The organism is Mycobacterium heidelbergense, assembly GCF_050205645.1.
Lineage (GTDB): Bacteria > Actinomycetota > Actinomycetes > Mycobacteriales > Mycobacteriaceae > Mycobacterium > Mycobacterium heidelbergense_A.
The window spans coordinates 263,538-289,652 of the sequence record NZ_JBNMQT010000003.1; the positions used below are offsets into that span (position 1 = coordinate 263,538).

26 protein-coding genes are annotated in these 26,115 nt (G+C 66.8%); 16 read left to right on the plus strand and 10 right to left on the minus strand.

The features are described 5' to 3' along the window. Nucleotides 1-123: 123 nt before the first annotated feature. The gene (locus ACQI5H_RS04660; RefSeq protein ID WP_427078220.1) at nt 124-1,542 is read left to right on the plus strand and encodes a 13E12 repeat family protein; all 1,419 of its coding nucleotides are present in this window, start codon (nt 124-126) and stop codon (nt 1,540-1,542) included. Here the strand turns inward: ACQI5H_RS04660 and ACQI5H_RS04665 are convergent. Together ACQI5H_RS04665 and ACQI5H_RS04670 are read right to left on the minus strand one after the other, a co-directional pair. Then, complete coding sequence (locus ACQI5H_RS04665) at nt 1,539-2,441, minus strand: SDR family NAD(P)-dependent oxidoreductase (protein WP_427078221.1); 903 nt, start codon at nt 2,439-2,441, stop codon at nt 1,539-1,541. The two genes, ACQI5H_RS04660 and ACQI5H_RS04665, sit on opposite strands and share 4 nt — an antisense overlap. Continuing rightward, nucleotides 2,438-3,040 (minus strand): TetR/AcrR family transcriptional regulator, encoded by a 603-nt coding sequence (locus tag ACQI5H_RS04670; RefSeq protein ID WP_076116884.1) that lies wholly within the window; start codon nt 3,038-3,040, stop codon nt 2,438-2,440. Before ACQI5H_RS04670 ends, ACQI5H_RS04665 begins: the two co-directional genes overlap by 4 nt. A gap of 69 nt (nt 3,041-3,109) precedes the next feature. Here ACQI5H_RS04670 and ACQI5H_RS04675 point away from each other — a divergent pair, with 69 nt between their 5' ends. From ACQI5H_RS04675 to ACQI5H_RS04685, 3 genes are all read left to right on the plus strand, one after another. Beyond that, on the plus strand, nt 3,110-4,240 hold the full coding sequence (locus tag ACQI5H_RS04675) for a phosphotransferase family protein (RefSeq protein WP_427078222.1): 1,131 nt from the start codon (nt 3,110-3,112) through the stop codon (nt 4,238-4,240). Beyond that, a complete protein-coding gene (locus ACQI5H_RS04680) occupies nt 4,240-5,364 on the plus strand; it encodes a hypothetical protein (protein WP_427078223.1) in 1,125 nt (374 codons plus the stop codon). Before ACQI5H_RS04675 ends, ACQI5H_RS04680 begins: the two co-directional genes overlap by 1 nt. Nucleotides 5,365-5,440: 76 nt before the next feature. Beyond that, nucleotides 5,441-6,790, plus strand: coding sequence for a flavin monoamine oxidase family protein (locus tag ACQI5H_RS04685; protein ID WP_427078224.1), 1,350 nt, complete (start codon nt 5,441-5,443; stop codon nt 6,788-6,790). Between the two features lie 54 nt (nt 6,791-6,844). Here the strand turns inward: ACQI5H_RS04685 and ACQI5H_RS04690 are convergent, their stop codons facing one another. Beyond that, on the minus strand, nt 6,845-7,819 hold the full coding sequence (locus tag ACQI5H_RS04690; RefSeq protein ID WP_427078225.1) for an alpha/beta fold hydrolase: 975 nt from the start codon (nt 7,817-7,819) through the stop codon (nt 6,845-6,847). A 171-nt stretch (nt 7,820-7,990) separates the two neighbouring features. On the opposite strand from ACQI5H_RS04690, the gene ACQI5H_RS04695 reads away from it, so the two are divergent. Further along, on the plus strand, nt 7,991-9,358 hold the full coding sequence (locus tag ACQI5H_RS04695) for a flavin monoamine oxidase family protein (RefSeq protein WP_427078226.1): 1,368 nt from the start codon (nt 7,991-7,993) through the stop codon (nt 9,356-9,358). Then, a complete protein-coding gene (locus tag ACQI5H_RS04700) occupies nt 9,355-9,696 on the plus strand; it encodes a hypothetical protein (protein WP_427078227.1) in 342 nt (113 codons plus the stop codon). Before ACQI5H_RS04695 ends, ACQI5H_RS04700 begins: the two co-directional genes overlap by 4 nt. A 52-nt stretch (nt 9,697-9,748) precedes the next feature. Here the strand turns inward: ACQI5H_RS04700 and ACQI5H_RS04705 are convergent, their stop codons facing one another. The 4 genes from ACQI5H_RS04705 to ACQI5H_RS04720 form a co-directional block, all read right to left on the minus strand. After that, entirely contained in the window at nt 9,749-10,219 is a 471-nt protein-coding gene (locus ACQI5H_RS04705) for an SRPBCC family protein (protein WP_427078228.1), read from the minus strand. A gap of 130 nt (nt 10,220-10,349) precedes the next feature. Beyond that, nucleotides 10,350-11,390 (minus strand): helix-turn-helix domain-containing protein, encoded by a 1,041-nt coding sequence (locus ACQI5H_RS04710; RefSeq protein ID WP_427078229.1) that lies wholly within the window; start codon nt 11,388-11,390, stop codon nt 10,350-10,352. Between the two features lie 78 nt (nt 11,391-11,468). After that, complete coding sequence (locus ACQI5H_RS04715) at nt 11,469-12,668, minus strand: glycosyltransferase (protein ID WP_427078230.1); 1,200 nt, start codon at nt 12,666-12,668, stop codon at nt 11,469-11,471. 114 nt (nt 12,669-12,782) lie between these two features. Then, nucleotides 12,783-13,556: a sulfate transporter gene (locus tag ACQI5H_RS04720; protein ID WP_427078330.1), complete on the minus strand. Its 774-nt coding sequence runs from the start codon at nt 13,554-13,556 to the stop codon at nt 12,783-12,785. A 158-nt stretch (nt 13,557-13,714) separates the two neighbouring features. Here ACQI5H_RS04720 and ACQI5H_RS04725 point away from each other — a divergent pair, with 158 nt between their 5' ends. Both ACQI5H_RS04725 and ACQI5H_RS04730 read left to right on the plus strand, forming a co-directional pair. After that, nucleotides 13,715-15,835, plus strand: coding sequence for a catalase (locus tag ACQI5H_RS04725; RefSeq protein WP_427078231.1), 2,121 nt, complete (start codon nt 13,715-13,717; stop codon nt 15,833-15,835). 65 nt (nt 15,836-15,900) lie between these two features. Then, entirely contained in the window at nt 15,901-16,158 is a 258-nt protein-coding gene (locus ACQI5H_RS04730) for a DUF7218 family protein (protein ID WP_427078232.1), read from the plus strand. Between the two features lie 24 nt (nt 16,159-16,182). Here ACQI5H_RS04730 and ACQI5H_RS04735 read toward each other — a convergent pair whose 3' ends face one another. Next, the gene (locus ACQI5H_RS04735; protein WP_427078233.1) at nt 16,183-16,758 is read right to left on the minus strand and encodes a nucleotidyltransferase; all 576 of its coding nucleotides are present in this window, start codon (nt 16,756-16,758) and stop codon (nt 16,183-16,185) included. 109 nt (nt 16,759-16,867) lie between these two features. Here ACQI5H_RS04735 and ACQI5H_RS04740 point away from each other — a divergent pair, with 109 nt between their 5' ends. From ACQI5H_RS04740 to ACQI5H_RS04750, 3 genes are read left to right on the plus strand one after another with little or no spacing between them, the layout of a single operon-like run. After that, nucleotides 16,868-17,854: an acyl-CoA dehydrogenase gene (locus ACQI5H_RS04740; protein WP_427078234.1), complete on the plus strand. Its 987-nt coding sequence runs from the start codon at nt 16,868-16,870 to the stop codon at nt 17,852-17,854. Between the two features lie 19 nt (nt 17,855-17,873). Then, nucleotides 17,874-18,644, plus strand: coding sequence for a PIG-L deacetylase family protein (locus tag ACQI5H_RS04745; protein WP_427078235.1), 771 nt, complete (start codon nt 17,874-17,876; stop codon nt 18,642-18,644). A gap of 34 nt (nt 18,645-18,678) precedes the next feature. Further along, a complete protein-coding gene (locus tag ACQI5H_RS04750; RefSeq protein WP_427078236.1) occupies nt 18,679-19,455 on the plus strand; it encodes an endonuclease/exonuclease/phosphatase family protein in 777 nt (258 codons plus the stop codon). Here the strand turns inward: ACQI5H_RS04750 and ACQI5H_RS04755 are convergent. Both ACQI5H_RS04755 and ACQI5H_RS04760 read right to left on the minus strand, forming a co-directional pair. Continuing rightward, nucleotides 19,442-19,723: a DUF3349 domain-containing protein gene (locus tag ACQI5H_RS04755; RefSeq protein ID WP_427078237.1), complete on the minus strand. Its 282-nt coding sequence runs from the start codon at nt 19,721-19,723 to the stop codon at nt 19,442-19,444. The genes ACQI5H_RS04750 and ACQI5H_RS04755 overlap by 14 nt on opposite strands. Nucleotides 19,724-19,872: 149 nt before the next feature. After that, nucleotides 19,873-20,109, minus strand: coding sequence for a CsbD family protein (locus ACQI5H_RS04760; protein ID WP_427078238.1), 237 nt, complete (start codon nt 20,107-20,109; stop codon nt 19,873-19,875). A gap of 239 nt (nt 20,110-20,348) precedes the next feature. Between ACQI5H_RS04760 and ACQI5H_RS04765 the strand changes: the two genes are divergently transcribed. The 5 genes from ACQI5H_RS04765 to ACQI5H_RS04785 all read left to right on the plus strand — a co-directional run bounded on the left by ACQI5H_RS04765 (nt 20,349) and on the right by ACQI5H_RS04785 (nt 26,112). Further along, entirely contained in the window at nt 20,349-21,179 is an 831-nt protein-coding gene (locus ACQI5H_RS04765; protein WP_427078239.1) for an SDR family oxidoreductase, read from the plus strand. Between the two features lie 289 nt (nt 21,180-21,468). Then, a complete protein-coding gene (locus ACQI5H_RS04770; protein ID WP_427078240.1) occupies nt 21,469-21,903 on the plus strand; it encodes a heme-binding protein in 435 nt (144 codons plus the stop codon). A gap of 141 nt (nt 21,904-22,044) precedes the next feature. Beyond that, complete coding sequence (locus tag ACQI5H_RS04775) at nt 22,045-23,100, plus strand: DNA topoisomerase IB (protein WP_427078331.1); 1,056 nt, start codon at nt 22,045-22,047, stop codon at nt 23,098-23,100. A 140-nt stretch (nt 23,101-23,240) separates the two neighbouring features. Further along, nucleotides 23,241-24,257, plus strand: a complete 1,017-nt coding sequence (locus tag ACQI5H_RS04780) for an SDR family oxidoreductase (protein ID WP_427078241.1) — start codon at nt 23,241-23,243, stop codon at nt 24,255-24,257. Nucleotides 24,258-24,318: 61 nt separating this feature from the next. Then, a complete protein-coding gene (locus ACQI5H_RS04785) occupies nt 24,319-26,112 on the plus strand; it encodes a thiamine pyrophosphate-requiring protein (RefSeq protein WP_427078242.1) in 1,794 nt (597 codons plus the stop codon). Nucleotides 26,113-26,115: the final 3 nt, after the last annotated feature.

The window sequence follows — 26,115 nt, forward strand, 5'->3', positions numbered from 1 at the left end:
TCGATACTTGCACGTCAGGCATGCGTAACGCCAGGTTATCCACAGTCAGCGTTTCATCCACAAAACGGCTGCTAGCTGCGTGAACTTGCGTGTATTCGAACACCAGTTCGATAATATGGGGCCGTGGGTTTCCGTCTGAGCGACGAGCAGGCACGTGAGCGGGTCAGCGCCGCTCTGGATGCGATCGACGCAGCCCACCTGGTCCTGCGCGAGACCCCCTCGGATGTGGTCGGCAACGACTTCCGCGTCGAGGTAGCCGAACGGCTGGAAACCCAAGACCGCGTCAACCGCGGGCTGATGTACCGCTTCTTCGGAGAGATCGCCGACCCGCCGGACGGGAACGGATTCATGCCCGCGGTGCGCGACGCACTCTGGGCTCGGCTGCGCATCACCCCGCAAGAAATCACGCGCCGCTTCAAAATGGCGGCGAGGATTCGACCGCGGCGCTCGCTGACGGGCCCGCCGCTGACGCCCGAGTTGCCGGAGTTAGCGGACGCGGTGCAAGCGGGCGCCGTCGGCGAGGACCACATCCGCGCGGTATGCCGCGCGATCGACGTGCTGCCGGCCTGCGTCTCGCCCGCCGACGCGGCAGAAGCCGAACGCACGTTGGTCAAGCACGCGAGCAAGCTCGACGCCGCCGTGATCACCAAGCTGGGGCAGCGCATCGCCGACTACCTCAATCCCGACGGCCTTTTCACCGACGCCGACCGTGCCCGCCGCCGCGGGCTGCAACTGGGCTCGCAGGGACCCGACGGCATGTCCCGGTTGCATGGATGGCTCGACCCCGAAGCCCGCGCCTACTTCGAAGCCGTCGACGCTGCGGTGCGGCCCGGCCGCCACCAACCGGACGGCTCGGATAGCCCGGATAGCCCGGACAGCTCGAACGACGGCGCCGATGCGCGCGACGAGCGCACACCTGCGCAGCGCTGCCACGACGCATTCAAGTTGGGTATGGAGACGGCGATCTCGTCCGGTGGGCTCGGTCAGCACCGGGGCCACCCCGTCACGGTGATCGCCACCACCACCCTGGCCGAACTCGACCGGGCGGCACACGCGGTGTCCGACCCATCGGTCCCGATGCCCGCGCCCGCGCGAACGGGCGGCGGTTCCAGGCTGCCCATGCCGGACCTGATCCGCCTGGCCGCCAAAGCAATTCACTACCTGGCGGTGTTCGACGAGCACACCGGCCGGCCGTTGTATCTGGGCCGCCAAAAGCGCATCGCCACCGCCGACCAGAGACTCATCTGTTATGCGCGCGACCGTGGCTGCACCCGCCCCAATTGCCTGGAATCGGGCTATCACTGCGAGGTCCACCACGCACCGGACTGGGTCGAAGATGGCCGCACCGATGCCGACAAGCTGTTTTTCGCTTGCGGATGCGACCACGGCGGGGCAAGCCGGGGCGAATGGCACACCGTGGTCACCGACAACGGGCGACTTGGCTGGACCGACGGAAGCGGCCCGCCCGAAATCAACCATGCTCACCACCCCGACGAACTTCTCCGCGGCGATCGCGACCCTCCCGAGGAGGACGACGGTTAGCCGAATGCGAACGGACGGAAGCTGCCGTCCAGGACCTCGCGATGGCCGATCGTGCGCCCGGTAACCTCGCGCGGGTCCACCAACGCCAACTGCACTGCGGCCCGGGCAAATTCGTCGGCCGGGGCGGTGTCGACAAACTCGCGAGCGTAATACGCCAGGCCCGGCGTGAGAATCGGCTTCGACGGCGCTAGCGCGTTGACCGCGATGTTGTGGTCGGCGAGATCGAACGCCGCGCACTGGGTGAGGTGCTCGAGCGCTGCCTTGGACCCGCCGTAACCCGGCAGGACTCCGCCGCTCCGGTCGGCGTAGGGCCCGTCGCCGGGCATGCGGGACGCGACCGACGTGATGTTGACGATCGAGCCGCCATCCGCGTCGATCATGTCCGGGCACACCATCTGCATCAGCTCGTAGGCGGCAAAGACCGCGATCTCGAAGTGCCGCCGAAACGCGTGCAGCGGCGTGCTGACGAAACCCGGCCAGTCGGGTTTGGCTGACGATCCCGACTTGGCTGTGATATTGGCTGTGGTCTTGGCTGTGGTCTTGGCTGTGGCCTTGGGGCGCGCCTGTCCCCCCGGCGGACGACCGGGCGCGGTGAAGGCCGCGTTGTTGACAAGAATTGTAATGGGGCCCAATGCTTCTCGCGCCGCATCGACCAACCGGGCGATGTCGTCGCGGTCGGTCAGATCGGCGCGCACGGCCACCGCGCGTCCGCCGGCCGCTCCGATGTCGGCGACCGTCTCACCGATGGTTCCCGGCAACCGGTCGTCCCACACCTGCTCGGTGCGCCCGGCGACGGCCACCGCCGCGCCCTCGGCCGCGAGCGCCAGCGCGATCGCCCTGCCCAGGCCGCGGCTGCCTCCGGTGACGATCGCGGCCCGGCCGGCAAGCCGCCCCGTCATCCCGTTACCCCATGCACGACGATGGCGGTGGTTTGATCCACCCACGCATCGTCCAGCTTTTCGTCCGGGCGCAACAGCATCCGCAGCATCGTCGCTCCCCCAATCAGTTCGATCAACCGGTCCGGGTCCACCTCGGAGTGCGCCTCGCCGCGGTCGACGGCCTCGCGCAATCGCACCCGGACCGCGATGAACAGGTCGGTGAATCGCGACATCACCCTCGCGTTGAGGTCGGGATCGGCCGTCATGTCGGCCACCAGCCCGGGCAACGCGGCCCGCACCACCGGCGTCGTGAACACATCGCGGGTGGCCGCGATCATCATCCGGACGTCGGCAGCGATGTCACCGGCCGGAGACTCCAGCGCGGTCGGCGCCGTCGGAAAAGCCGCCTCGTGCACCAGCTCGGCCTTGCTCGACCACCGGCGGTACAGCGCCGATTTCGTGGTGCCCGCGCGCTCGGCCACCGCGGCCAGGCTCAGATTCGAATAGCCGATCTCCACAAGCAGTTCCGCAGTTGCCGACAGGATCGCCGAATCGATGCGCGGGTCCCGGGGCCGCCCGGCGCCCGGGGCCTTGTCAAGGTAGGACGGGTCTGCTTTCATAACGCTACCTACCGTATCGTAATTGCCGCCCAGAAGTATCAGCAGAAGTCTCAAAGAACGGAAGCACCCGTGTCGAATGAACCCGTGCTGGACAAAGTCGATCGACTTCAGCGATCCAGCCGCGACGTCACCACGCTGCCCGCGGTGATGGCGCAGTGGCTGTCGACCGTGCTGCCCGAAGCGGCGAAACCAGAGGTGACCGTCGAAAGCGGCGTCGACGCCACGGGCATGTCGTCGGAAACCATCATCCTCACGGCCCGCTGGCAACAGGACGGGCAGCCGATCGAGCAGAAACTCGTCGCGCGGGTGGCGCCCAGCGCCGAGGACGTGCAGGTCTTTCCCACCTATCGCCTGGACCATCAATTCGAAGTCATCCGCAAGGTCGGCGAACTCACCGATGTCCCGGTCCCACGCGTGCGCTGGCTCGAGTCCACCGGAGAGGTTCTGGGCACACCCTTCTTCCTCATGGACTATGTCGACGGCGAAGTCCCACCGGACGTTATGCCCTACACCTTCGGCGGCAATTGGTTCGCCGACGCGCCCGCCGAGCGGCAGCGCGCGCTGCAGGACGCGACCGTCGGCGTGCTGGCCAAGTTGCACGCAATCCCAAACGCCCAGAAGACATTTGGGTTTCTCTCTCAAGGTGGCGATACCGCGCTGCGCGGGCACTTCAATTGGGTGCGGGCGTGGTACGACTTCGCGGTGCCCGACATCGGCCCATCGCCCCTGCTGGAGCGGACTTTCGAGTGGCTCGAGGACAACTGGCCACACGAGGTGGACGCGCGAGAGCCCGTGCTGCTGTGGGGCGACGCGCGGGTGGGCAACGTGCTGTACCGCGACTTTGCCCCGGTGGCGGTGCTGGACTGGGAGATGGTCACGCTGGGACCGCGAGAGCTCGACGTCGCCTGGATGATATTCGCGCACATGGTGTTTCAAGAACTCGCCGGTCTGGCGACGCTGCCGGGCCTGCCCGAAGTGATGCGCGAGGACGACGTCCGTGCCACCTATGAGCGACTCACCGGCGTCGACGTGGGCGACCTGCATTGGTTCTACGTCTACTCGGGGGTGATGTGGGCCGTCGTCTTCATGCGCACCGGCGCGCGACGCGTGCACTTCGGCGAAACCGAAAAACCCGACGACGTCGAATCGCTGTTCTACCACGCCGGACTGCTGAGACGTTTAATTGGAGAGGATCGGTAATGGCGCACAGGCTAGGCCCGCTCGACGAGTTCCCGGTACATCAAATTCCCCAGCCGATCGCGTGGCCGGGTTCCTCGGACCGCAACTTCTATGACCGCTCCTACTTCAACGCCCACGACCGCACCGGGGACATCTTCGTGATCAGCGGCATCGGCTATTACCCCAACCTCGGGGTCAAGGACGCGTTCTTCCTCGTCCGACGCGGGGACACGCAGACCGCGGTGCACCTGTCCGACGCCATCGACCAGGACCGGCTCAACCAGAACGTCAACGGCTACCGGATCGAGGTGATCGAGCCGCTGCACAAACTCCGGCTGATTCTCGACGAAACCGAAGGCCTCGCAGCCGATCTCACCTGGGAAGGCCTGTTCGACGTCGTGCAGGAACAGCCGCACCTGATGAGATCCGGCAACCGGGTGACCCTGGACGCGCAGCGGTTCGCCCAGCTCGGGTCCTGGAGCGGCCGCATCGCCATCGACGGACAGGAGATCGCCGTCGACCCCGCGACCTGGCTCGGCACCCGCGATCGGTCCTGGGGCATCCGACCGATCGGCGAACCCGAGCCGGCCGGCCGGCCCGCCGACCCGCCATTCGAGGGCATGTGGTGGCTCTACGTGCCGATGGCCTTCGACGACTTCGCGATCGTGCTGATCATCCAGGAGGAGCCCGACGGGTTCCGTTCGCTCAACGACTGCACCCGCGTGTGGCGCGGCGGCAGGGTCGAACAGCTGGGCTGGCCGCGGGTCAAGATTCACTACCGCTCCGGCACCCGCATCCCGACCGGCGCCACCATCGACGCGACCGCCCCGGACGGCACCCCGGTCCACTTCGACGTGGAGTCCAAGCTGCCGGTGCCCATCCACGTGGGCGGCGGCTACGGCGGCGATTCGGACTGGCTGCACGGCATGTGGAAAGGCGAAAAGTTCGTCGAACGCCTGACGTACGACATGACCGACCCGGCGATCATCGGGCGCTCCGGCTTCGGCGTGATCGACCATGTCGGGCGTGCGCTGTGCCGGGACGGCGACGGGGATCCGGTCGAGGGCTGGGGCCTCTACGAGCACGGCGCGCTGGGCCGCCACGACCCGTCAGGTTTCAAGGACTGGTTGACGGTCGCCCCCTAGTCGGGTCGTAGTCGAGCCGTAACCGCGAATCCAGAATTGTGCGACGAACGCCGCAAAATGCGGTTGACTATAGCCCGTGACGGACCCTCCCCGGATTGTCGACGTCGTCGTGGTAGGGGCTGGCTTTGCCGGGCTGACCGCAGCACGGGAGCTGACGCGACAGGGTCATGATGTGGTGGTCTTCGAGGGCCGCGACCGGGTCGGCGGGCGCTCGTTTACCGGCAGCGTCGCGGGGTTGCCCGCCGATCTGGGCGGCACCTTCGTCGGCCCGACCCAGGACGCGGTCCTGGCACTGGCGGCCGAGCTCGAGGTCGCGACCGCTCCGACGCACCACGACGGCAAGAACGTGATCCACTGGCGCGGCTGGGCGCGTTCCTACCGCGGCACCATCCCCAAGCTTTCACTGACCGGGCTGCTTGACATCGGCAGGCTGCGTTGGCAATTCGACAGAATTGCGCGCAGCATCCCGCTCGCGGCACCGTGGGACGCGCGCCGCGCCCGCGAGCTCGATCACCTCTCGCTCGGCGAGTGGCTGCGCGCGATGCGCGCCACCGCCTCGTCGCGCGACCTGCTCGCCATCATGGCGCGGGTTACCTGGGGGTGCGAACCCGACGACGTCTCGATGTTGCACGCCGCCCGCTACACGCATGCGGCCGGCGGCCTCGACCGGCTGCTCGACGTCGAAAACGGTGCCCAGCAGGATCGGTTCCCGGGCGGCACCCAGCAGATCGCCGAGGCGGCGGCCGCCGAACTGGGCGACCGGGTACTGCTCAACGCGCCGGTGCGCCGCATCGAAAGACACGGTGCGGGCGTGACGGTGTCCTCCGATCGCGGCCAGACCGAGGCCGGGTTCGTCATCGTCGCCATCCCCCCGGCCCATCGCGCATTCATCGAATTCACTCCCCCGCTGCCGCCCGAGTACGCCAAACTGGCCAAGAATTGGCCCCAGGGCCGGCTCAGCAAGGCCTATGCGGCCTACTCCACGCCGTTCTGGCGGGACGGCGGCTTCTCGGGCCAGGCGCTGTCCGATCAGGGCCCGGTGTTCATCACTTTCGACGTCAGCCCGCATCCCGACGGGCCCGGCATCTTGATGGGGTTTGTCGACGCCCGCGCATTCGACTCGCTACCCACCGACCAACGCCGCCGCGATGCGTTGCGCTGCTTCGCCAGCCTGTTCGGCGAGGAGGCGCTCAAGCCACTCGACTATGTCGATCACCGTTGGGGCGCAGAGGATTTCGCGCCCGGCGGTCCGACCGCGGCCGTGCCACCCGGGTCGTGGACACGATACGGTCCGTGGTTGCGCGAGCCCGTCGGTCCGATTCACTGGGCCGGCACCGAGACCGCGGACGAATGGACCGGGTTTCTCGACGGCGCCGTCCGGTCGGGTCAGCGGGCGGCCGCGGAGATCACGGCCCTGCTGCTCTGAGCCGAACTGCTCTGAGCCGAACTGCTCTGAGCCGAACTGTTATGAGCTGAGCGGCTATGAGCTGATCCGCACGTCCCGGGTCACCGATTCGGCAAGCGCCCGCAGCTGGCCGTTCACCTCGCGGGGGTGTTCCAGCATCGAGCAGTGCCCGCCCGGCAGCTCGACAAGTCCGACGACGTTGGGCGCGGTTCGTGCGATCCTGCGGGACTGGCCGATTGGTGTCAGGCGATCGCGTTCGCTGCCGATGACGAGCGTGGGCACCGTCAAGCCGTCCAACTCGAGATACCGCGAACCCAGGGCGTCGACGAGCATCTTCGCGCAGCCCCCACGCCCCGCCGGCGACGTCTGGGCGAACAGCTCGTAGATGAGCCGCGCGGCGCTCGGGTCGGAGTCCTTACCGACCGCCAGCATCGCAACCAGGTAGCGGCTCGCGAGCCGGGCCGCGGTGGGCACCGGAAACCCGCCGAACGCACCGATCAGTCCCCGCGCGGCCATGACACGGGCCTCGGAAAATCCGCGCAATTCGCGCGGCACCGACATCAGCTTGACTTCGCGCACCAGGTCCCCGGTGGTGGTGTTGATCAACGCGACCGCGTCGGCTCGCCGGCGAACCCTGTCGCGGTAGTGCGCCGACCAGGCGGCGATGGTGATGCCACCCATCGAGTGCCCCGCCAGAACCGCACGCTCGTGCGGCGCCAACGTCGCCTCCAGCACCGAATTCAGGTCGGACGCAAGGTTTTCGAGGCTATAGCCGCTGCGCCCCTTACCCTTGGGAATTCCGCTTCGGCCGTGGCCGCGATGGTCGAAGGCGATGACCCGATAGTCGGAGGCGAGGTCGGCGATCTGGTGCGTCCACGCGCGGATCGCACAGGTGATGCCGTGCGTCAAAACGATCGGATAGCCGTCAGCCGGGCCGAAGACCTCCGTGTGCAGCGGAGTTCCGTCGGTCGCGCGGACGGTCAGGGTGCGGCTCGGTGGCAGTGCATCAGGCAGCCGCTGAATCGTGCTTGTCACTTGTCGAGCACTCATCGCTGCTCCCCCCTCGAACACGGCCCCGTTGCCGCACCCTGGATGTGACCGATTTTACGTGGAATCAACGATGGACTGGCCGGAATCGGCCAAATACCTGCCGGAAATTTCGGACGCCCGTCCAACAAAATCGCGTCCAACAAATCTCCCGGGTGTGAGACGCTGACCAACATGTCCCCGATATCGCGTCGGGAGTTCTTGGCGGCCGCGACGAGCGTGGTCGGGGGGACGCTGGTGGCCGCCTGCGCGTCGGATCCCCCGCCGCCACCGGACACCAGATCGGACACCAACTCCGTCCTCATCGTCGGCGCGGGGATGGCCGGTTTGTCCGCCGCGCGCAGCCTCGCCGACGCGGGGTGGCCGGTGCGCGTGATCGAAGCCCGCGATCGCATCGGCGGCAGGGTGTACACCAACCGCGATTGGGGCGCACCGCTCGAGATGGGCGCGTCCTGGATCCATGGCACGACGAACAACCCGCTGACGGATCTGGCACGGCGGGCGCAGGCAGGGCATGTTCCGACCGACTATCACGGGTGGGCGAAGCTCGCGGTTGACCCGCGGCTGCCACCGCTGGACTACCACCCACGGCACTGGCGCACGTTCGTCGACCAGGCCCGCGACGACGTCGACGGCGGGAGTCTCGGCGCCGCCGTCAACGCCGCTGCCGCCGAACTTTCCGACTCCGACCGCGCCCAGTTGACTTTTTTCCTCGCCACCGAAATCGAGGACGAGTACGCGGCTGGCGCGGATCAGCTGTCCGCCAAGACATTTGACAAGGGCGACTACTGCGGCGGCAACCAGGACGTGGTCACAACCGGCTACGACGCCCTGCCGCGGCTCCTGGCCGACGGGCTGCAGATCGTGCTGAATAGCCCGGTGACCGCGTTAGCGCGAAGAGACAGGTCCGTCGTCGTGCGCACCAAAGATCGCTCCTTCGAGGGACCCGCCGCGATCGTCACGGTTCCCCTCGGTGTGCTGAAATCCGGCGCGATCACCTTCGATCCGCCCCTTCCCGACGGACACGCCCACGCGATCGACGCGCTCGGCTTCGGCGTGCTGTCCAAGAGCTACTTCCGCTTCAGCCGGCGCACCTGGGACGCGGAGAACGCCTTCTATCTGTGCCTCGGAACCGACCCCGGCGCGTGGTCCCAGTGGTTCACCTTGCCGAGCAGCACGGGCCCGATTGTGTTGGCGTTCAACGCCGGTGACCGCGGCCGCGCGGTGGAGTCGTCCTCCCCGACGGATCTCATGGCCGCCGCGCTGCCCGCCGTCCGGCAACTGTTCGGCGACGACATCGCGCCGATCGACGTCGCGACGTCGACGTGGGCCGCCGACCCCTACGCGCGCGGCGCCTACTCATTCCACGCACCCGGCTCCGGCCCCGACGACCGGCGGCAGTTGCAGCAGCCCATCGATGACCGGCTTTATCTGGCGGGCGAGGCCGTCGGCGTCGACAATCCGGCGACCGTGACCGGCGCCGTGCTCAGCGGCCGCTACGCCGCCGGCCAATTGATGCGTCGGGTAAAGATGGGAACATGACGGCTCCGAAGCGGCGTTCGACAGCCGACGTCGTGGCGACTGTGGTCATGTTGACAGTCGCGGCGATGACGGCGTCGCTTTCCCTACTTATCTCGTTCTTCTTCGCGATGGCGACCGACGCGTGTGGAGACAACTGCAACACTGCGGCGCTCGATTGGATCTACCCCGTGACGTGGGGTGGTATCGCGATCGCGGCGATAGTCGCGATCGCGGGCGTCGCCGTCGCGGCCAACCGCGGCCGGGTCATGTGGGTATGGCCGACGATCGCAGTGGCGCTGATCGTCGTCACGTTTGTCATCGGAGGGGCACTGGCCGACTCGGTCAATCCCCATCATTGATGACGGGGCATGGCGGGCAATGCCGGTGCCAGTCCCGCAGCACAATTCGCGGTTAACGTTCCAGGGCCGCGGCGCAGGCGTTGAGGATGGCGAGGAAGCTGGAACGCAGCAGCCGACAGCTGATCGCCTCCAGCACCTTGCCGCCGGCCACCGCGGGATGGGTGTAGTTGGTCAGCCAGTCGACGTGAGCACCGCCACCCGAAGACGTTCCAGAAGATGTGCCAGAAGGTGTGCCAGAAGGTGTGAACGTCAGCGTGCCACCCTCGTGCTCGAAAGGCGGGAATGACTTGACAATGAGGTAGGAGTAGCTCTGCGGCCGATCGTAGGCCGTAATCTCTTCGCGAAACCACGTGCCGAGCCCGACCACCTCGCGCACCGCGCCCGCGCCGGGCGCCGCGGAGTCCTTTGCGTACCCGGCCTTGAGGACCAACGGAGCGGCGGCGAGGTTGGCCGGATCGGCCAGCCAGTCGAAGACCTGGTCTACCGGCGCCGCGATCGTCCGTTCCAAATGAATCTCGACCATGACCACATGCTAGACGCCATCGGACCCACGCCGGCGAGGGGTCTGGCGTAAAGCTTTGCCTGCGAAGGTCTTTGGTTCGCCGAGCTGCGGAAGGGCTGTGGAAGGCCTGGTCAGTAGCAGGACCGTCAGTTCATCGTTTGAGTGTGGTGTGTGGGCTCCGGCCATAGGTCTGCCGATAGAGCACGGCGAACCGGCCCGCATGGGCAAAACCCCAGCGCTGGGCGATCTCGGTGACGGTGGTCCCCGGGCCGTCGCGACTCAACAACTCGTGATGCGCGCGGTATAGCCGGACGCGGCGCAGGTACTCCGTCGGGGTGGTGTTCAGCCGCTGGCGGAAGAGGTACTGCAGCGCTCTGGGCGTGAGATGCACGGCGGCCGCGACGTCCGTGACGCCCACGTCACCTGCAGCGTGGCGGTGGATGAATTTCACCGCGTCTTTCAGCCTTGCGGGAACCGAAGGGTCACTCAGCAGATCTTGCTGTGCGGTGACATTTGATGGGTAGCACTCGAGCAGAGCGGTGGCCAGCAACGGCGCGGCTCCTGCGGCGATCGACGGTTGCTGGGCAGAATCCGCGGATGCAAGGGTGGCGACGACGTAGTCCAGCGCTCGATGCCACGCGCGCACGGCGGCGCGCGAGCGTGGATGCCAGCTGAGGAACCGAATGTGCTTCGGTAGCGGCGTAAGACGGTCCGCAGCGGCCCTGCGCAACACTTCCGCCGCGATGGACACGACATCGAAGCGCGCTGCGTCCAAGTGCATCACGCAGGACATGCCGTGAGCCACCAGGATCGGACAGCCCGCGATCCCCGATGGCCCACGGGTCACCGTCAAAGATCCCCCGCGGGGCTGGATCACCAGTACGGAGTCCGCGGGTGGAATCTCGCACTTCATCCGAGCCTGGATCGCCACCTCGTCGAGACTCATCGAAGCCGTTTCTCGCCGCCGGTGAACGACGCTGGAGCCCTTCGCGAGGCCGGTGATCAGCCAGCCCGGCGTGTAAGCCTCGGCAAAGAATCGGCCCGCCGCAGCCGGATCTCCGGTACGGAATTGCTGATACCGGACTGCGGCCGGGCCACGGTCCATATCACCGACATCGACGTGGATCGCGCTGAACTCACCGGCTGGACCCACAACGGGGCCGGGGGCAATGTTTTCGGTGATGCTCGTCATCGTAGGACTCGGCATCGCGGCCTATCCAAGGCTACAACGGCGGCGGCCCACGCACCCCATGGCATCACAGAACGAACATCAATGAGCGCCTGTCGGCCGCAGCGACCGCACCGGCGAATCTTGGCCGATGAGCTGTCCGTAAATGTTCAGCGCGTCGAGTGCGACCCGGTCCCAGGTGAAGCGCGACAATGCCCTATTACGGCCCGCGGCGCCCATGCTCTTACACCGGAATTCTTGCGCGAGAAGGCTTCTCAAAGCGGCGGCCAATTCGCTGGAATTCTCCGACGACAGCAGGAGCCCGGTGACCGAGTCGACGACAACGTCGATCAGGACGCCAACCGGCAAAGCAACCACTGCCACGCCGCTGGCCATGGCCGCCAACACCGAGGCCGCACGCGGTGGCTGCCGCGGGGTGCACGCGACGACGTCGGCGGATCGCACCATCTTCGACAGCTCGTCGCCATCGATGGTCCCGACGAAGCGCACCCGATCGGCCACGCCCAACTCTGCGGCGAGGCGTTTGAGCGCGTTCCGCGCCCTGTCGTGGCTTCGGTTGGTGACCTCGGTTTCCGCGATCACAAGCTCCGCGCCGGGAACTTTGGGCATCGCGCTGATAGCGAGATCGAATCCATTGCCCGGCAACGGGTTCGGCGCAATGGACAGAACGCGATGCAGATCGGTACGGTCGGCCACCGGACCCACCGGGGTGTACTGATCGATGTCGACTCCACTCGCCAGGATCGACATCCGCGCTCGGCCGTGACGCAACCTGGCCAGCGCGTAGACATCCGTGCTGTTCTCGACCGTCACCCAGGTCGCGTTGCGTGCCAATAGCGGCTCGATCCGTTCGCGTTCCGTGAGTCTGCGCCGGCCCCGGTCGGATCGTGCGCGCGGGGCCGCGGCCAGGGGTTGGAACGTCTGAACGATGGGTAGATTGTGCCGTCGTACCGCAAGCTGAGCCGCCAATCCGCCCAGCCACCCGTACGCATGGACGACATCTGGTCGATCGGACGACCACAGTCGCTCCAGTGTGGCCGCCCAGTCACCGACGAACGGCAACACCTCGGCATCTTTGCACGCAGTCGCCGGGCCGACCGCGATCCCGATGGCCCGGTACCGCCGGCTGGTGCCAGGTCGGACCGCACCGACTTTCCGGCTGCACCGACCTCGTTGCCTCAAATAGGCCGTGACCTCCTGCCCTTGGGCCGCCAGGGCAGCACATAGCCGTCCGGGGTCGTCACCGACGACATCGTCGCCGCTGACGATCGCAATCTTCACCGCGCTTCCCTTCGGAGACCGGGATTCTCTCGCGAAGGGCGTACCCACGACCCGGTACCGCCGAAACCGGGCAGCGTTGTGGTTCGTCGCCCAGACCATGGCTTACCAGCGTGTTCAGAACTTGTTTTCGGGACCGACTACAGCCCATACCGCCTTGCCCGACGTCGTCGGGATAGTGCGCCACACACGACAAAGTGTGGAAACGATCGCCAGGCCGGACACGATATCGGCGCCGCGCTCGGGATCTTCGTGCCGGATCGGCTGCTCGTCGCTCGCATCCTCGACCGCGACGGCGACGGTGTCCTCAAAGTCCTCGACAGTCAACACCGGAGCGCTATCAGTGTGGTCAAGGACGTTTTCGACGAAGACCGTCGCGACTGTGGCGGCCGTCGGAATCAGCGCGGGCTTCTCCCATCTGGTGAGCCACTCCGTAATCATGGCGCGGGCAAGGCCGACGCTGAGCCTGGAATCCGGAAGCTCGGTGCGTGCACGCCGCCGGACAGGTGCCGAGTGGCCGCGAACGGCTTCCAGCGCCGACGCCCGGGTCCGATGTACGGGAACGTACCGCGAAACGCCATTTGCGGTGATTGCTCGCAACGACCGCCGCACTTCGCACACCAGCCGAATCGGCACGTCGGGCCAGATGCTGACATGCCAGCGAGCGCTGGTGAATACCGTCCACGCCGATTCGTACGGCACGGATAGTCGGTTGACGTCCACGATCACCGCGCGCGGCTCGTCGAGGGCGGCGTTGATGATGACATCGCGCAACCCACGGTAGGTAATACCGTCCAGCAGGCCGGTGACGGTTACGAACGCCACGTCGTCGGGCTGTTCGATCTCGGCCCGGATGCGGTCGGCGAATTCAGCCGGCGGCGTCACCGCCATCCCCCCTGATCTCACGCTGCCCCACCACTCTCGACTACCCCCCTCACGGGTAGGTAACCGGGCGGGGCGTTTGCGCCGATTGATCAGTGGTACCCGGTTCTCCAACAGCCGAGTCCAACAGCCGAGTCCAAGCAGCCGACGTCTTACAGGAGGGAACAATGGGGACCGACGGCACGCCCGATCCAAAGCAGCGCAATCTGGAACCGTCCCGGGTCCGTCGCGACACCGGATACCTGACCACCCAGCAGGGCGTCCGCGTCGACGACACCGATGATTCGCTGACGGTCGGCGAGCGGGGGCCGACGCTGCTGGAAGATTTCCACGCCCGGGAGAAGATCACCCACTTCGACCACGAGCGGATACCGGAGCGGGTGGTGCACGCGCGCGGCGCCGGCGCCTACGGCTTCTTCGAACCCTACGACGACTGGCTGGCCGAGTACACCGCGGCGAAATTTCTGACCACGCCCGGTACCCGGACTCCGGTGTTCGTCCGCTTCTCCACGGTAGCCGGGTCGCGCGGGTCGGCGGACACCGTCCGCGACGTGCGCGGCTTTGCCACCAAATTCTATACGGCACAAGGCAATTACGATCTGGTAGGAAATAACTTCCCGGTCTTCTTCATCCAGGACGGCATCAAGTTTCCCGACTTCGTGCACGCCGTAAAGCCCGAGCCGCACAACGAGATTCCGCAGGCGCAATCGGCGCACGACACGCTGTGGGACTTTGTCTCGCTGCAGCCCGAAACGCTGCACACGATCATGTGGCTGATGTCGGACCGGGCGCTCCCGCGCAGCTACCGGATGATGCAGGGCTTCGGTGTGCACACCTTCCGGCTGGTAAACGCCAGCGGTGAAGGCACTTTCGTGAAGTTCCACTGGAAGCCGCGACTCGGCGTGCACTCGTTGATCTGGGACGAATGCCAGAAGGTCGCCGGCAAGGACCCCGATTACAACCGGCGCGATCTGTGGGAGGCGATCGAGTCGGGCCAGTTCCCCGAGTGGGAACTCGGTGTGCAGCTGGTGGCCGAGGCCGACGAGTTCAAGTTCGACTTCGACCTTCTCGACGCCACGAAAATCATTCCCGAGGAACAGGTTCCGGTCCGGCCCGTCGGCAAGATGGTGCTGAATCGCAACCCGGACAACTTCTTCGCCGAAACCGAACAGGTGGCGTTTCACACCGCCAACGTGGTGCCGGGGATCGACTTCACCAACGATCCGTTGCTGCAGTTCCGCAACTTCTCCTACCTCGACACCCAGCTGATCCGTCTCGGCGGCCCGAACTTTGCGCAACTGCCGGTCAATCGGCCGGTGGCCGAGGTGCGCAACAACCAGCAGGACGGCTACGGTCAGCATGCGATCCCGCAGGGCCGATCCAGCTATTACAAGAACACCCTGGGCAGCGGCTGTCCGGCGCTGGCCGGTGACAAGGCCGAAGACGACGTCTTCCGTCACTACACCCAGCGGGTCGACGGCGCCGCGATGCGCAAGCGCGCCAAGTCATTTGAAAATCACTACAGCCAGGCGCGGATGTTCTGGAAGAGCATGTCGGCCGTCGAGGCCGAACACATCGTCGCCGCGTTCGCCTTCGAACTCGGCAAGGTCGAGGTGCCCGACATCCGTTCGGCGGTGGTGGCCCAACTCGCTCACATCGACCACGAACTGGCGGGACAGGTGGCGGCGAAGCTCGGGCTCCCCGAGCCGGAGCGCCAGCCGGTCGATGACGTGCCGGAGTCGCCGGCACTGTCCCAACTCACCGACGTCCCGGACACGATCGCCTCGCGCAAGGTCGCCGTGCTGGCCGCCGACGGCGTCGACGTCGTCGGGACGCAGCGCTTCATCGAGCTCATGCAGCAGCGCGGCGCGGTGGTCGAGGTTCTGGCCCCGGTCGCCGGCGGAACCTTAGCGGGCGGATCGGGCGGCGAACTGCCCGTCGACCGCGCTTTCACCACCATGGCGTCGGTGCTGTACGACGCGGTCGTGGTGGCGTGCGGACCGCGCTCGGTGTCGACCCTCGCCAACGACGGCTACGCCGTGCACTTCGTGGTCGAGGCGTACAAGCACCTCAAGCCGGTGGGTGCGTTCGGCGCCGGCATCGACCTGCTCCGCGCCGCGAACATCGAGAACCGGCTCGCAGATGACACCAGCGTCGTCAGCGATCAAGCCGTCGTGACCACCACGGCGGCCGCCGACGAATTTCCCGAGGAGTTCGTCGACGAATTCGCCGCAGCCCTGGCCCAACACCGCTGCTGGCAAAGGCAGACGGACCCCGTCCCCGCCTAGCGGCGGTTTGACGGCTAGCGGGCGGGGCACCCTGACAGCGGCATCGCAAGCACAGGAGGTTTATCGTGCCCAGATCGTCGATCAAGAACGAAAAGATGTACCAGGATCTGCGAAAGCAGGGTGACTCCAAGGAGAAGGCCGCCCGGATCTCCAACGCGGCCGCCAGCAGGGGCAAGTCTTCGGTGGGCCGCAAGGGCGGCAAGTCCGGGTCCTACGCCGACTGGACGGTCCCGGAATTGAAGAAGAGGGCCAAACAGCTTGGCATCTCGGGCTATTCGGGCCTGACGAAAGACAAACTGGTCGCCAAGCTGCGTAACCACTGAGCGCAACCACTGAGCCGCTGAGATCTAGTCGATGAGCCCCAGGCGCTCGGCCAGCACTAAGAATGCGACCGCGTAGTCGTTGTCGGCGGTCCGCGATCTGACGCGATCCCAGTCAAGCCGTTCGCGGATGGCCCGCACCGCCGGCAGCAGCTTCGCGAAATCGCAGTGGTGCTCGTTGAGCGCGCGCAACTTCTGGATGACCACCAGGGTGGGCGGCAGCACCGGCATCGATATCGCCAACACGTCGCGCTGCTCGGCGCAGTCCAGGGTGGCCCGATCCACCGGCACGCCGTTGACCCGGTGCAACACGTCCACGACCGTATCTCCGGTGCGGGCCTTGAACAGCCAGTCCTCCGGCGGGTGTTCGACGGCGAATCCGGCGTCTTTCAGGGTCGCGACGGCGGTCGGCGCATCGGCCTCGGCGACCACCAGGTCCACATCGTGGCTGGGTTCGGGCGCACCGTATGCCCATAGCGCGTAGCTGCCCGCCAGCGCGAAACGCGGGCCGTTCTCCTTGAGAGCCGACGCCGCCCCACGCAGCGCCTCACGCAACCGCGCGCATTCGGCGGACACATGTGCGTCCGTCTTAATGGGGTTCATCGTGGATAGGTGATACCCGCCGACCGGCGGGTGCAACCCGTTTAAGTGCCGGCCGAATGGGCAATCGACCAGGTATGTCAGCGCGAAGATCGGCGGCGGGTGAGCGCGCGTGACTGCGGGCCTGGTGCAGCATTGGCTGGAGTCGGGACGTCTCGAGTTGCCGCTGCCGGCGTCGGGCCGCACCGCTGAACGCTGGGAAGGGCTGGCGCGCCTCGCCGAAGAGGACATCGCGGCGGCCCGGATCGCCGAGACCCACGTCGACGCCGTCGCAATATTGGACGAATTGGGGGGCAAGCCACCGGAATCGGGGCAGCTGTGGGCCGTCTGGGCGGCCGAATCCCCCGATGCGGTGCTGACCGCGACCAATGCCTGCGGTGGCGCATTCACCCTGAATGGCACCAAGGTGTGGTGCCCGGGAGCGGGGTTCTGTACCAATGCGCTCGTGACCGCGCGCCTCGACGACGGACGACGGGGACTGTTCGCGGTAGCGGTCCTCAACCATGCCGTCAAAGCCCTGCCCAGCACGTGGTGGAACGCCGGGATGGCCGGCAGCGACACCCGGCCGGTCCAGTTCACCAACGCCCACGCCGTCGCGGTGGGCGACCCCGGTGACTTCCTGAACCGTCCCGGGTTCTGGCACGCCGCGATCGGCGTGGCAGCGTGCTGGCTCGGCGGCGCACGCCGGGTCGCCGAGCCGCTATACCGTTGCGCCGGAAGCAGATCGGCCGACGCCTACTCTTTGGCCCATTTGGGCGCGGTGGACGCGGCCCTGGCCGCCGGCGACGCGATGCTGGCCACCGCGGCGGCCCAGATCGACGACGACCCATTCGACCGGACCGACTCCGCACAACTGCTGGCACGTCGCGTCCGCAGCATCGTCGAACACGCCGCCGACGAAGCCATCACGCGCACCGGGCGCGCCCTGGGGCCGGGCCCGCTGTGTCAGGACGGCCGGCACGCCCAACGGGTAGCGGACTTGAGCATCTACATCCGACAGAGTCACGCCGAGCGGGATCTTGCCGAGCTCGGACGGCTCGCGGGCGACCAGCGCTGGGGGAACCAGGGCCGGGGGAACCAGGGCCGGGGGAAGATGTGAGGGCAACGTGAGAGCGACCGTGAGGACCATTGCGGCAAGCAATTGCACCCGGTTTGCGGCCAGGCCGCTGACCCGCGGCGGCACCCCGGTGCCAATCTGGCTCGCTGCCCTCGACCGGGGTGCCCCGCCGCCACTGGATCTGACCGGATGCCCCGGCCTCGTCGTCGTCGCACCCCATCCCGACGATGAGACGCTCGGCCTGGGCGCGACAATCGCACAATTGGTCGCCTCGGGCACCAACGTCCAGGTGGTGTCGGTCAGCGACGGCGGCGCCGTCCGGCCCGGGGCGTCGCCGTCCGAACGGCTCCGTCTGGCAGAGATACAGAAATACGAATTACGCAGGGCAACGGGCGTTTTGGGGCTCCCGCCGCCGATATCGCTGGGCCTGACGAATGGCCGCATCGCCGACCACGAGGCGGGGCTGACCGACACGCTGGTCGACATCCTCGACGCCGCCGCGCCCGGCACCTGGTGTGCCGCCACCTGGCGCGGCGACGGGCACCGCGACCACGAGGCGGCCGGTCGCGCGGCCGCCGCGGCGTGTGCGCGCACGGGTGCCACACTGCTGGAGTATCCGGTCTGGATGTGGCACTGGGCCAGCCCGGCCGATTCAGCCGTACCGTGGGACCGGGCGTATTCATCGCCCCTGCCCGCGTGGGCGCTCAGCCGTAAACGCCTTGCGGCGCAGTGCTTCCGCAGCCAGCTCGAGACGGGAAACAACGGCTCACCGCTGTTGCCGGCATTCGTTCTCGCGCGGCTGCTGGCGGTCGGGGAACTGGTGTTCCGGTGAACACGCGGCCAGCCGATGACGGTATCAAGGACCTATGCGCGTAGCGACCTTCAACATCCTGCATGGTCGCACGGTCGGGGACGGCGTAGATCCACAACGGCTACGTGACTGCGTGCGCCGGCTCGATCCCGACGTGTTGGCGTTGCAGGAAGTCGATTTTGAGCAGCCGCGCTCGGAGCGAGCCGACCTCACCGCGGCGGCAGCCGAAGCGATGGGAGCCGTGGAGCACCGGTTCGTGGCCGCGATCTCAGGCACTCCGGGAGCGACCTGGATGGCCGCCACAGGCCGCGAACAACCCGGAACCGCGGCATACGGAATTGCCCTGCTGTCAAGGTATCCGGTCGCCAGTTGGCAGGTGCTGCGCCTGCCACGGATTCCGATGCGATTTCCCATGTACCTGCCGGGGCCCAGGCGGGTGATGATCGTCGATGAAGAGCCGCGGGCGGCCGTCGTCGCGAGGCTGTGCACCCCGGGGGGCGCTCTGACGATTGCCAACACGCACCTGTCTTTCGTGCCCGGCTGGAATCGGCGCCAGTTGCGCCGATTGATTCACGACCTGCGCGGCTTTCCCGGTCCGCGGCTACTGATGGGAGACCTGAACATGACGCCCCAGGCGGTCCGGCGTTGGTCGGGGATGCGGACTCTGGCGGTGGCCCCCACGTTTCCCGCGGACGCGCCCGGCCGCCAGCTCGACCACATCCTTACCGACGATGATCGCTTGCGCGCCGGTGCCGCGGAGGCGCAGCTAATGCCGATATCCGACCATCGCCCACTGGTGGCCGACGTGGTGGTCGACCTCAGATCGCGGTAAGTCCACGTTGGACGCGCTCGATGTCGTCGGGTAACGGCATCTCGTTGGTGACCCTGATGATCTCTACCCCGACATCGACCCGGGTATCGACCCCGTCTAAGGGCCGTCGTCCGGGCGCGAGTTTGCTTATGACCGACCGGATCTCGTCGTCGGATGCTCGCCGCGGCAGCAAGGCCAGCAGCGGCACGTAACCCAAGGCGGGCACCCCGCTCGGGTAGCCGGCTCGCAGAAAAGCGACGATGCTCGCCACCCGACGGCCCATGCTCATCTTGGGGGGATAACCCGGCAAAACCTTTTGAAACGCAGCCCTTTGAAACGCGGCTCTTTGAAACGCAGCCGTTCTGAAATGCAAGCCGATCCGGAAAACGAAGAGATCCGGTCCCCAACGGAACCGGACCGCCTCGCATCGATTTGAAACTATTGATTTTCCTTTTGCCGTTCTTCGGCGGCCTTTGCGCCGGAACGGGCGGATGCTGCTTCGGCTTCCTTCTTGCCCGCATCGCGCTGGGCGTCGGCTTTGTCTTGCTGGGCCTGACCCTCTTCGACGACGTCGTCGCGGCCGGCCAGGGTTCCGCCAACCTCTTTCGCCTTGCCCTTAACGCCCTCAACGGCGCCCTTGACGGCTTCCTGTGCTCCGCTCTTGTGATCGCCCATTGTTCGACCTCCCTTTCGGTGGTTGCTGAGCTTGCGCCCATCTGGATGCGGATCGGCCTGATCAGCTGGCACGCACCGCGGCCCTCTTTCGTTCCTCGGCGCGTTAGCTGCCGGGCTAATCAACGCGTCCGCGTATATCGGCTTCCCGCGCCGCGTCGCGCCAAACGCGCCCACCGCATCGCACGCGGGTTTCGGCTGGTCGGCCCACACGTGTCCTGAATCACGCGAGTGTCCCGTGTTTGAACGACGGAATCCGGGGTACAGCACCGGAGCCAACCGAGGGGGACGAAACGACCAACATCGCTGTCGTCGGGGCGACCGGCACGGCCGGATCCCGCGTCACCGCAAGGCTGAAAGGCCGCGGTGTCGCGGTGGTCGAGCTCGCGCGCGGCCACGGAGTTGATCTGATCTCCGGGTGCGGTCTGGCCGACGCGCTGGAAGGAGTGGACATCGTCATCGACGTATCCGACCCCGTGCCGGACGGCGATCACGGCGACATCATCGACACCCTGGCCACCGCCTCGCACAACCTCGTCGGTGCGTGCGCATCCCAAGGAGTCCAGCGGCTGGTGGCCTTGACAATTGCCAGCGTCGACGACCCCACGCTCGATGAGTCCCCCTACTATGTGGCCAAACGTGCGGCAAAGGAGATCGTGCTGGACGGTCCGGTGCCGGCGACGATCGTGAAGTCCACGCAGTACCACGAGTTCGCCACCCACCCGGCGGCCGTGAGCTGCGATGACGACGAGGTACTGGTCGAGGACTGGCTGATACAACCCATCGCCGCCGACACCGTCGCCGATGTGCTGGTCGAAGCGGCTCTGGGGCAGACTCGCACGCCGCGAACGATCACCGGCCCGGAAGACATCCGACTTCCCGAACTCACGTCGAAACTGCTCGTATCGCAGGGCGACGACCGCCGCGTCCGCACCGTGCAACCGGCCCTGACGGCGCTCGCCGGCGGGGCGCTGCTGGCACCAAACAACGCCATGGTCCTCGGCCCCGACATCGAAACGTGGCTGGACACTGTGGCAATGGATGGCGCGGCGAACGGTTCGGTCAACGCCTAGCGCAATGGGGTGTATCAGGAGTTTCAGGTCACGGCTTTATTACGATCGAGATCACGATCCGTTAAGAAGACCCCGGATTCTCTGAGAGTTTTGCTATTCGCTTAGCACATCAGCATCACCCTGTCCGTCTAATCCGTCTAATCACACGGGCCGACTACACGCAGTGATTCGCGCTCGTTTTACATCGACGCCACGCCTACTCGCTTCGGCTACTTTGGATTTCGGGCCTCGGGAGCCCGGGCGAAGCAACGAGAAATCAATGCGAGAATTCGAAGGACAATCACTGATCATGAAAATCAGCAGTAATGTCACGCGCCGGGCCACGCGCCGGGCCGCGCGCCGGAGAGTCGCGGGTATCAGCGCCGGCTGCCTACTCGGGGGTCTGGCCGTAGGTATGGCCGCAAGTATCGTCGCCGCGCCGTCGGCGGCCGCAGCACCCGACTGCAGCCCCGCCGGCGTCAACGCCACCGTCTCCTCGGTGACGGACTCGGCCCAGCAGTACCTGGCCGGGCATCCGGGTGCCAACCAGGTGGTGATGGCCGCTTACGGGCAGCCACGCGCGCAGGCCGCATCCAACCTGCGCAACTACTTCACCGCGCACCCGCAGGAGTACTACGACCTGCGTGGCATCCTGGCACCGATCGGCGACACCGAGCGTCAGTGCAGCGTGACGGCGCTGCCGCCGCATCTGGAGTCGGCCTACCAGGAGTTCATGGCCGGCTGACGCTCCCAGAAACGACCCGTCACTACCGCTGTGGCGGGTCGTTCTGCGTCACCGGTAAACCAACGCCGTGTGAACCGCTCGCCGGGTGGGTAATTGTCCAGCCAGACAACGGGACTGGAGGGCACGGGACTGGAGGCCACGATGCGGCTGCGTCGCAGCGAGCTCAGCAAGCCGGGGATCACGCGCAAGCGCCGCGGCAAGGGTTTCGCCTACTTCGGGTCGGATGGCGAGCCGCTGGACGACCAGCGCACCCTGCAGCGGATCAAGGATCTCGTGATCCCGCCGGCATGGAAGAAAGTGTGGATCTCTCCGCACCCCAACGGCCACATACAGGCCGTGGGCACCGACGCCGCCGGCCGCCGCCAGTATCTCTATCACGCCGCCTGGCAGCAGGAACGTGCCGAGGAGAAGTTCGACCGCGTCCTGGAACTGTCCGCGCAGTTGCCGGCCTGGCGCGACCGCGTGGCCGCGGACCTCGCGGGTCGGGGGCTGACGCGTGAGCGGGTGCTGGCGCTCGCGCTGCGCCTGCTTGATCGTGGCTACTTCCGGGCCGGCGGTGAGCAGTACGCAGAGGAGCACGAGTCCTACGGGATCGCCACCCTGTTGTGCGAGCACGTGACGGTGCGTCGCGAGGCGGTCGAATTCGACTATCCCGCCAAAAGCGGGGTGCGGCGAACTCTGGAAATCGAGGACCCCGCGGTGGTCCGTGCGGTGCGGGCACTGACGCGCCGCACCGAGCGCACCGAGCGATTGCTGGTGTGCCGTAGCGCATCCGGATGGATAGACGTGCGCGCCGACGACCTCAATGCCCGGTTCAAGGAGCTCGTCGGCGACGAATACACCGTCAAGGATCTGCGGACCTGGCATGGGACGGTGTTGGCCGCCGCGGCATTCGCCGACGCTGATCCCGCCGTCTCGCAGCGGGTGGCCAAGCGCGTCGAGGCCGCGGTCATGCGGGAGGTCGCCGAGGAACTGGGCAATACGCCGGCGGTTGCCCGCGGCTCCTATGTCGATCCGCGCGTCGTCACGGGCTACCGCCAGGGGCAGACCATCGCCGCGGCGACCGGCCGCGCCGCTCGCGCCCGCCGACCAGAGGCAGTCCAGGAAATCCTGGAGAGGGCCACCCGCGCGCTGATTCGCCGAGTAGCCAAGGGCGACAGCGCATCTGGCTTGACCGCGCTGCCCAAGAGCGCGTGACCTGACCAGCCGCCACGTGATTCCACAATCGTTATCGTAAAAAATCGGATTGGCGACGCATAACGACGAAAAATCCGGGTATCAGGTGATGCGTGGGGAGTGTCAAAGCCGCACGCTCGAATCGGACCGGGAATCAGACCGTGAATCAGACGGTCGTGGTGACGGGTGCCAGCGGGGGGATCGGGCGCGCCACCGCCACGGCATTCGGAGCGCGGGGCGCGCACGTCGGCCTGGTGGCCCGCGGCGAGAAGGGACTGAGCGCCGCGGCCCGCGATGTCGAAGCCGCCGGCGGCAAAGCGTGCGTGATACCGACCGACGTCGCCGACCCGGAGCAGTGCGAGGCTGCCGCCGAGGAGGTCGAGCGGACCTTCGGGCCCATCGACGTCTGGGTGAACGTGGCATTCACTTCGGTGTTTGCCCCGTTCTGGGAAATCACGCCCGCGGAGTTCCGGCGCGTGACCGAAGTGACCTACCTGGGCTTCGTGTACTGCACCATGGCCGCATTGAAGCGGATGAGGTCCCGCGACGCCGGCACCATCGTGCAGGTCGGCTCCGCGCTTGCCTACCGGGGCATTCCACTGCAAAGCGCCTACTGCGGTGCCAAGCACGCGACCCAGGGCTTCAACGAGGCGCTGCGATGCGAGCTGTTGCATGAACACAGCAACGTCCGCGTCACCATGGTCCAGATGCCGGCGGTCAACACCCCGCAGTTCTCCTGGGTGCTGTCGCGCTTGCCCAATCAGGCCCAGCCGGTTCCGCCGATCTACCAGCCCGAGATCCCCGCGCAAGCCGTGCTCTACGCCGCGGACCATCCACAGCGACGCGAGTATTGGGTGGGCGGCAGCACCGTCGGAACCCTGGCCGCCAACGCGATAGCGCCGGGCCTGCTGGATCGCTACCTCGCCCGCACCGGCTTCGACTCGCAGCAGACCGAGGATCCCCGCCCGGCCGACCAGCCGGCCAACTTGTGGGAGCCCGCCGACGGCAGCGATGGCCGGGACTACGGCGCACACGGCATTTTCGACGACACATCCACCAACCACAGTTTCCAACTATGGGGTTCCCAACACCACGGCCTCCTCGGCGGTACCGCGACGGCGGCGTTTGCCGCCGCGGCCGGGGCGGCGGTGCACCGGTTACGACGATGGCGTCGGTAACCGGGCACACGCGGGTCCGATATCGGAACTCTGCTGTCTAGGAGGGCTAGGAGGGAAATTCATGTCCAAGCAAGAGGTCGGCGACTACCTGCTGGAGCGGTTGCGGGCGTGGGGTGTTGAGCACGTCTTCGCCTATCCCGGGGACGGAATCAACGGAATCCTCGCCGCGTGGGGCCGAGCCGACAACAAGCCGATGTTCATCCAATCGCGCCACGAGGAGATGAGCGCCTTCGAAGCGGTCGGGTATGCGAAGTTCACCGGCCGTGTCGGGGTGTGCATGGCCACGTCGGGGCCCGGCGCGATCCATCTGCTCAACGGCCTCTATGACGCCAAACTCGACCACGTTCCGGTGGTAGCCATCGTCGGGCAGACCAACCGCAGCGCGATGGGCGGGTCCTACCAACAGGAGGTCGACCTGCTCAGCCTGTACAAAGACGTCGCCAGCGACTACGTCCAAATGGTCACCGTGCCAGAACAATTGCCCAACGTCCTGGACCGCGCCATCCGGGTCGCGCTGACCGAGCGCACCACGACCGCGCTGATCATCCCGGCCGATGTGCAGGAACTGGAATATTCGCCACCCAGCCACGCCTTCAAGATGGTGCCCTCGAGTTTGGGCGTCGAATGGCCGGCCATCTCCGCTGACGACGAGGCCATCACACGCGCGGCCGAGGTTCTCAACGAGGGCACGAAGGTTGCCATGCTGGTGGGCCAGGGCGCGCGTGAGGCACGCGACGAGCTCGTGGAAGTAGCCGAGCTGCTCGGCGCCGGCGCGGCGAAGGCGCTACTGGGCAAGGATGTGCTCCCCGACGACTTACCTTGGGTCACAGGGGCTATCGGATTGCTCGGCACCCGCCCCAGCTACGAGCTCATGCGCGACTGCGACACCTTGCTGACCGTGGGATCCAGCTTCCCTTACACCCAATTCATGCCCCAGTTCGGGCAGTGCAAAGCGGTGCAGATCGACGTCGACGGCCGGATGATCGGGATGCGCTACCCGTATTCGATCAACATCGTCGCCGACGCAAAGTCCGCACTGCAGGCCCTGATTCCCAAGCTGCGCCGCAAGGAGGACCGGTCCTGGCGCGAGGGCATCGAGGCGAACGTGGCCCGCTGGTGGGAAACGATGGACATGGAGGCCAAGGTCGGTGCCCACCCGATCAACCCGCTGCGGCTTTTCTCGGAGCTCTCACCGCAGCTGCCCGACAACGCGATCGTCACAGCCGATTCCGGCTCCGCGGCCAACTGGTATGCGCGAAACCTGAGATTCCATGGGAACATGCGGGGTTCGCTCTCGGGCAACCTCGCCACGATGGGCCCCGGCGTCCCGTACGCCATCGGCGCGAAATTCGCTCACCCAGACCGGCCGGTCATCGCGTTCGCCGGGGACGGCGCCATGCAAATGAACGGCATGGCCGAACTGATCACCGCGAAACGGTACTGGCACGAGTGGGACGATCCACGCCTGATCGTCGCGGTCCTGCACAACAACGATCTCAACCAGGTCACTTGGGAAATGCGTGCCATGGCCGGCGCACCGAAATTCGTTGAGTCCCAAGCGCTTCCCGATGTCGATTTCGCGGCGTTTGCGGCCAGCCTCGGTCTCAACGCATTGTCCGTCAAGGACCCCGAGGAACTCGGTGACGCATGGAGAGAGGCGCTCTCGGCCGACCGTCCGACCGTGATGGACGTCTTCACCGACCCCGACATGCCGCCGATCCCGCCGCACGCCACCTGGGAACAGTTCAAGGCGGCAAGCGCCGCGGTGCTCGGTGGTGACGAAGACCGCAAGGGCTTCGTCAAGGTGGGTCTGAAAGCCAAGGCACAAGAGTTCCTGCCGCACAAGAAGAGTTAACCC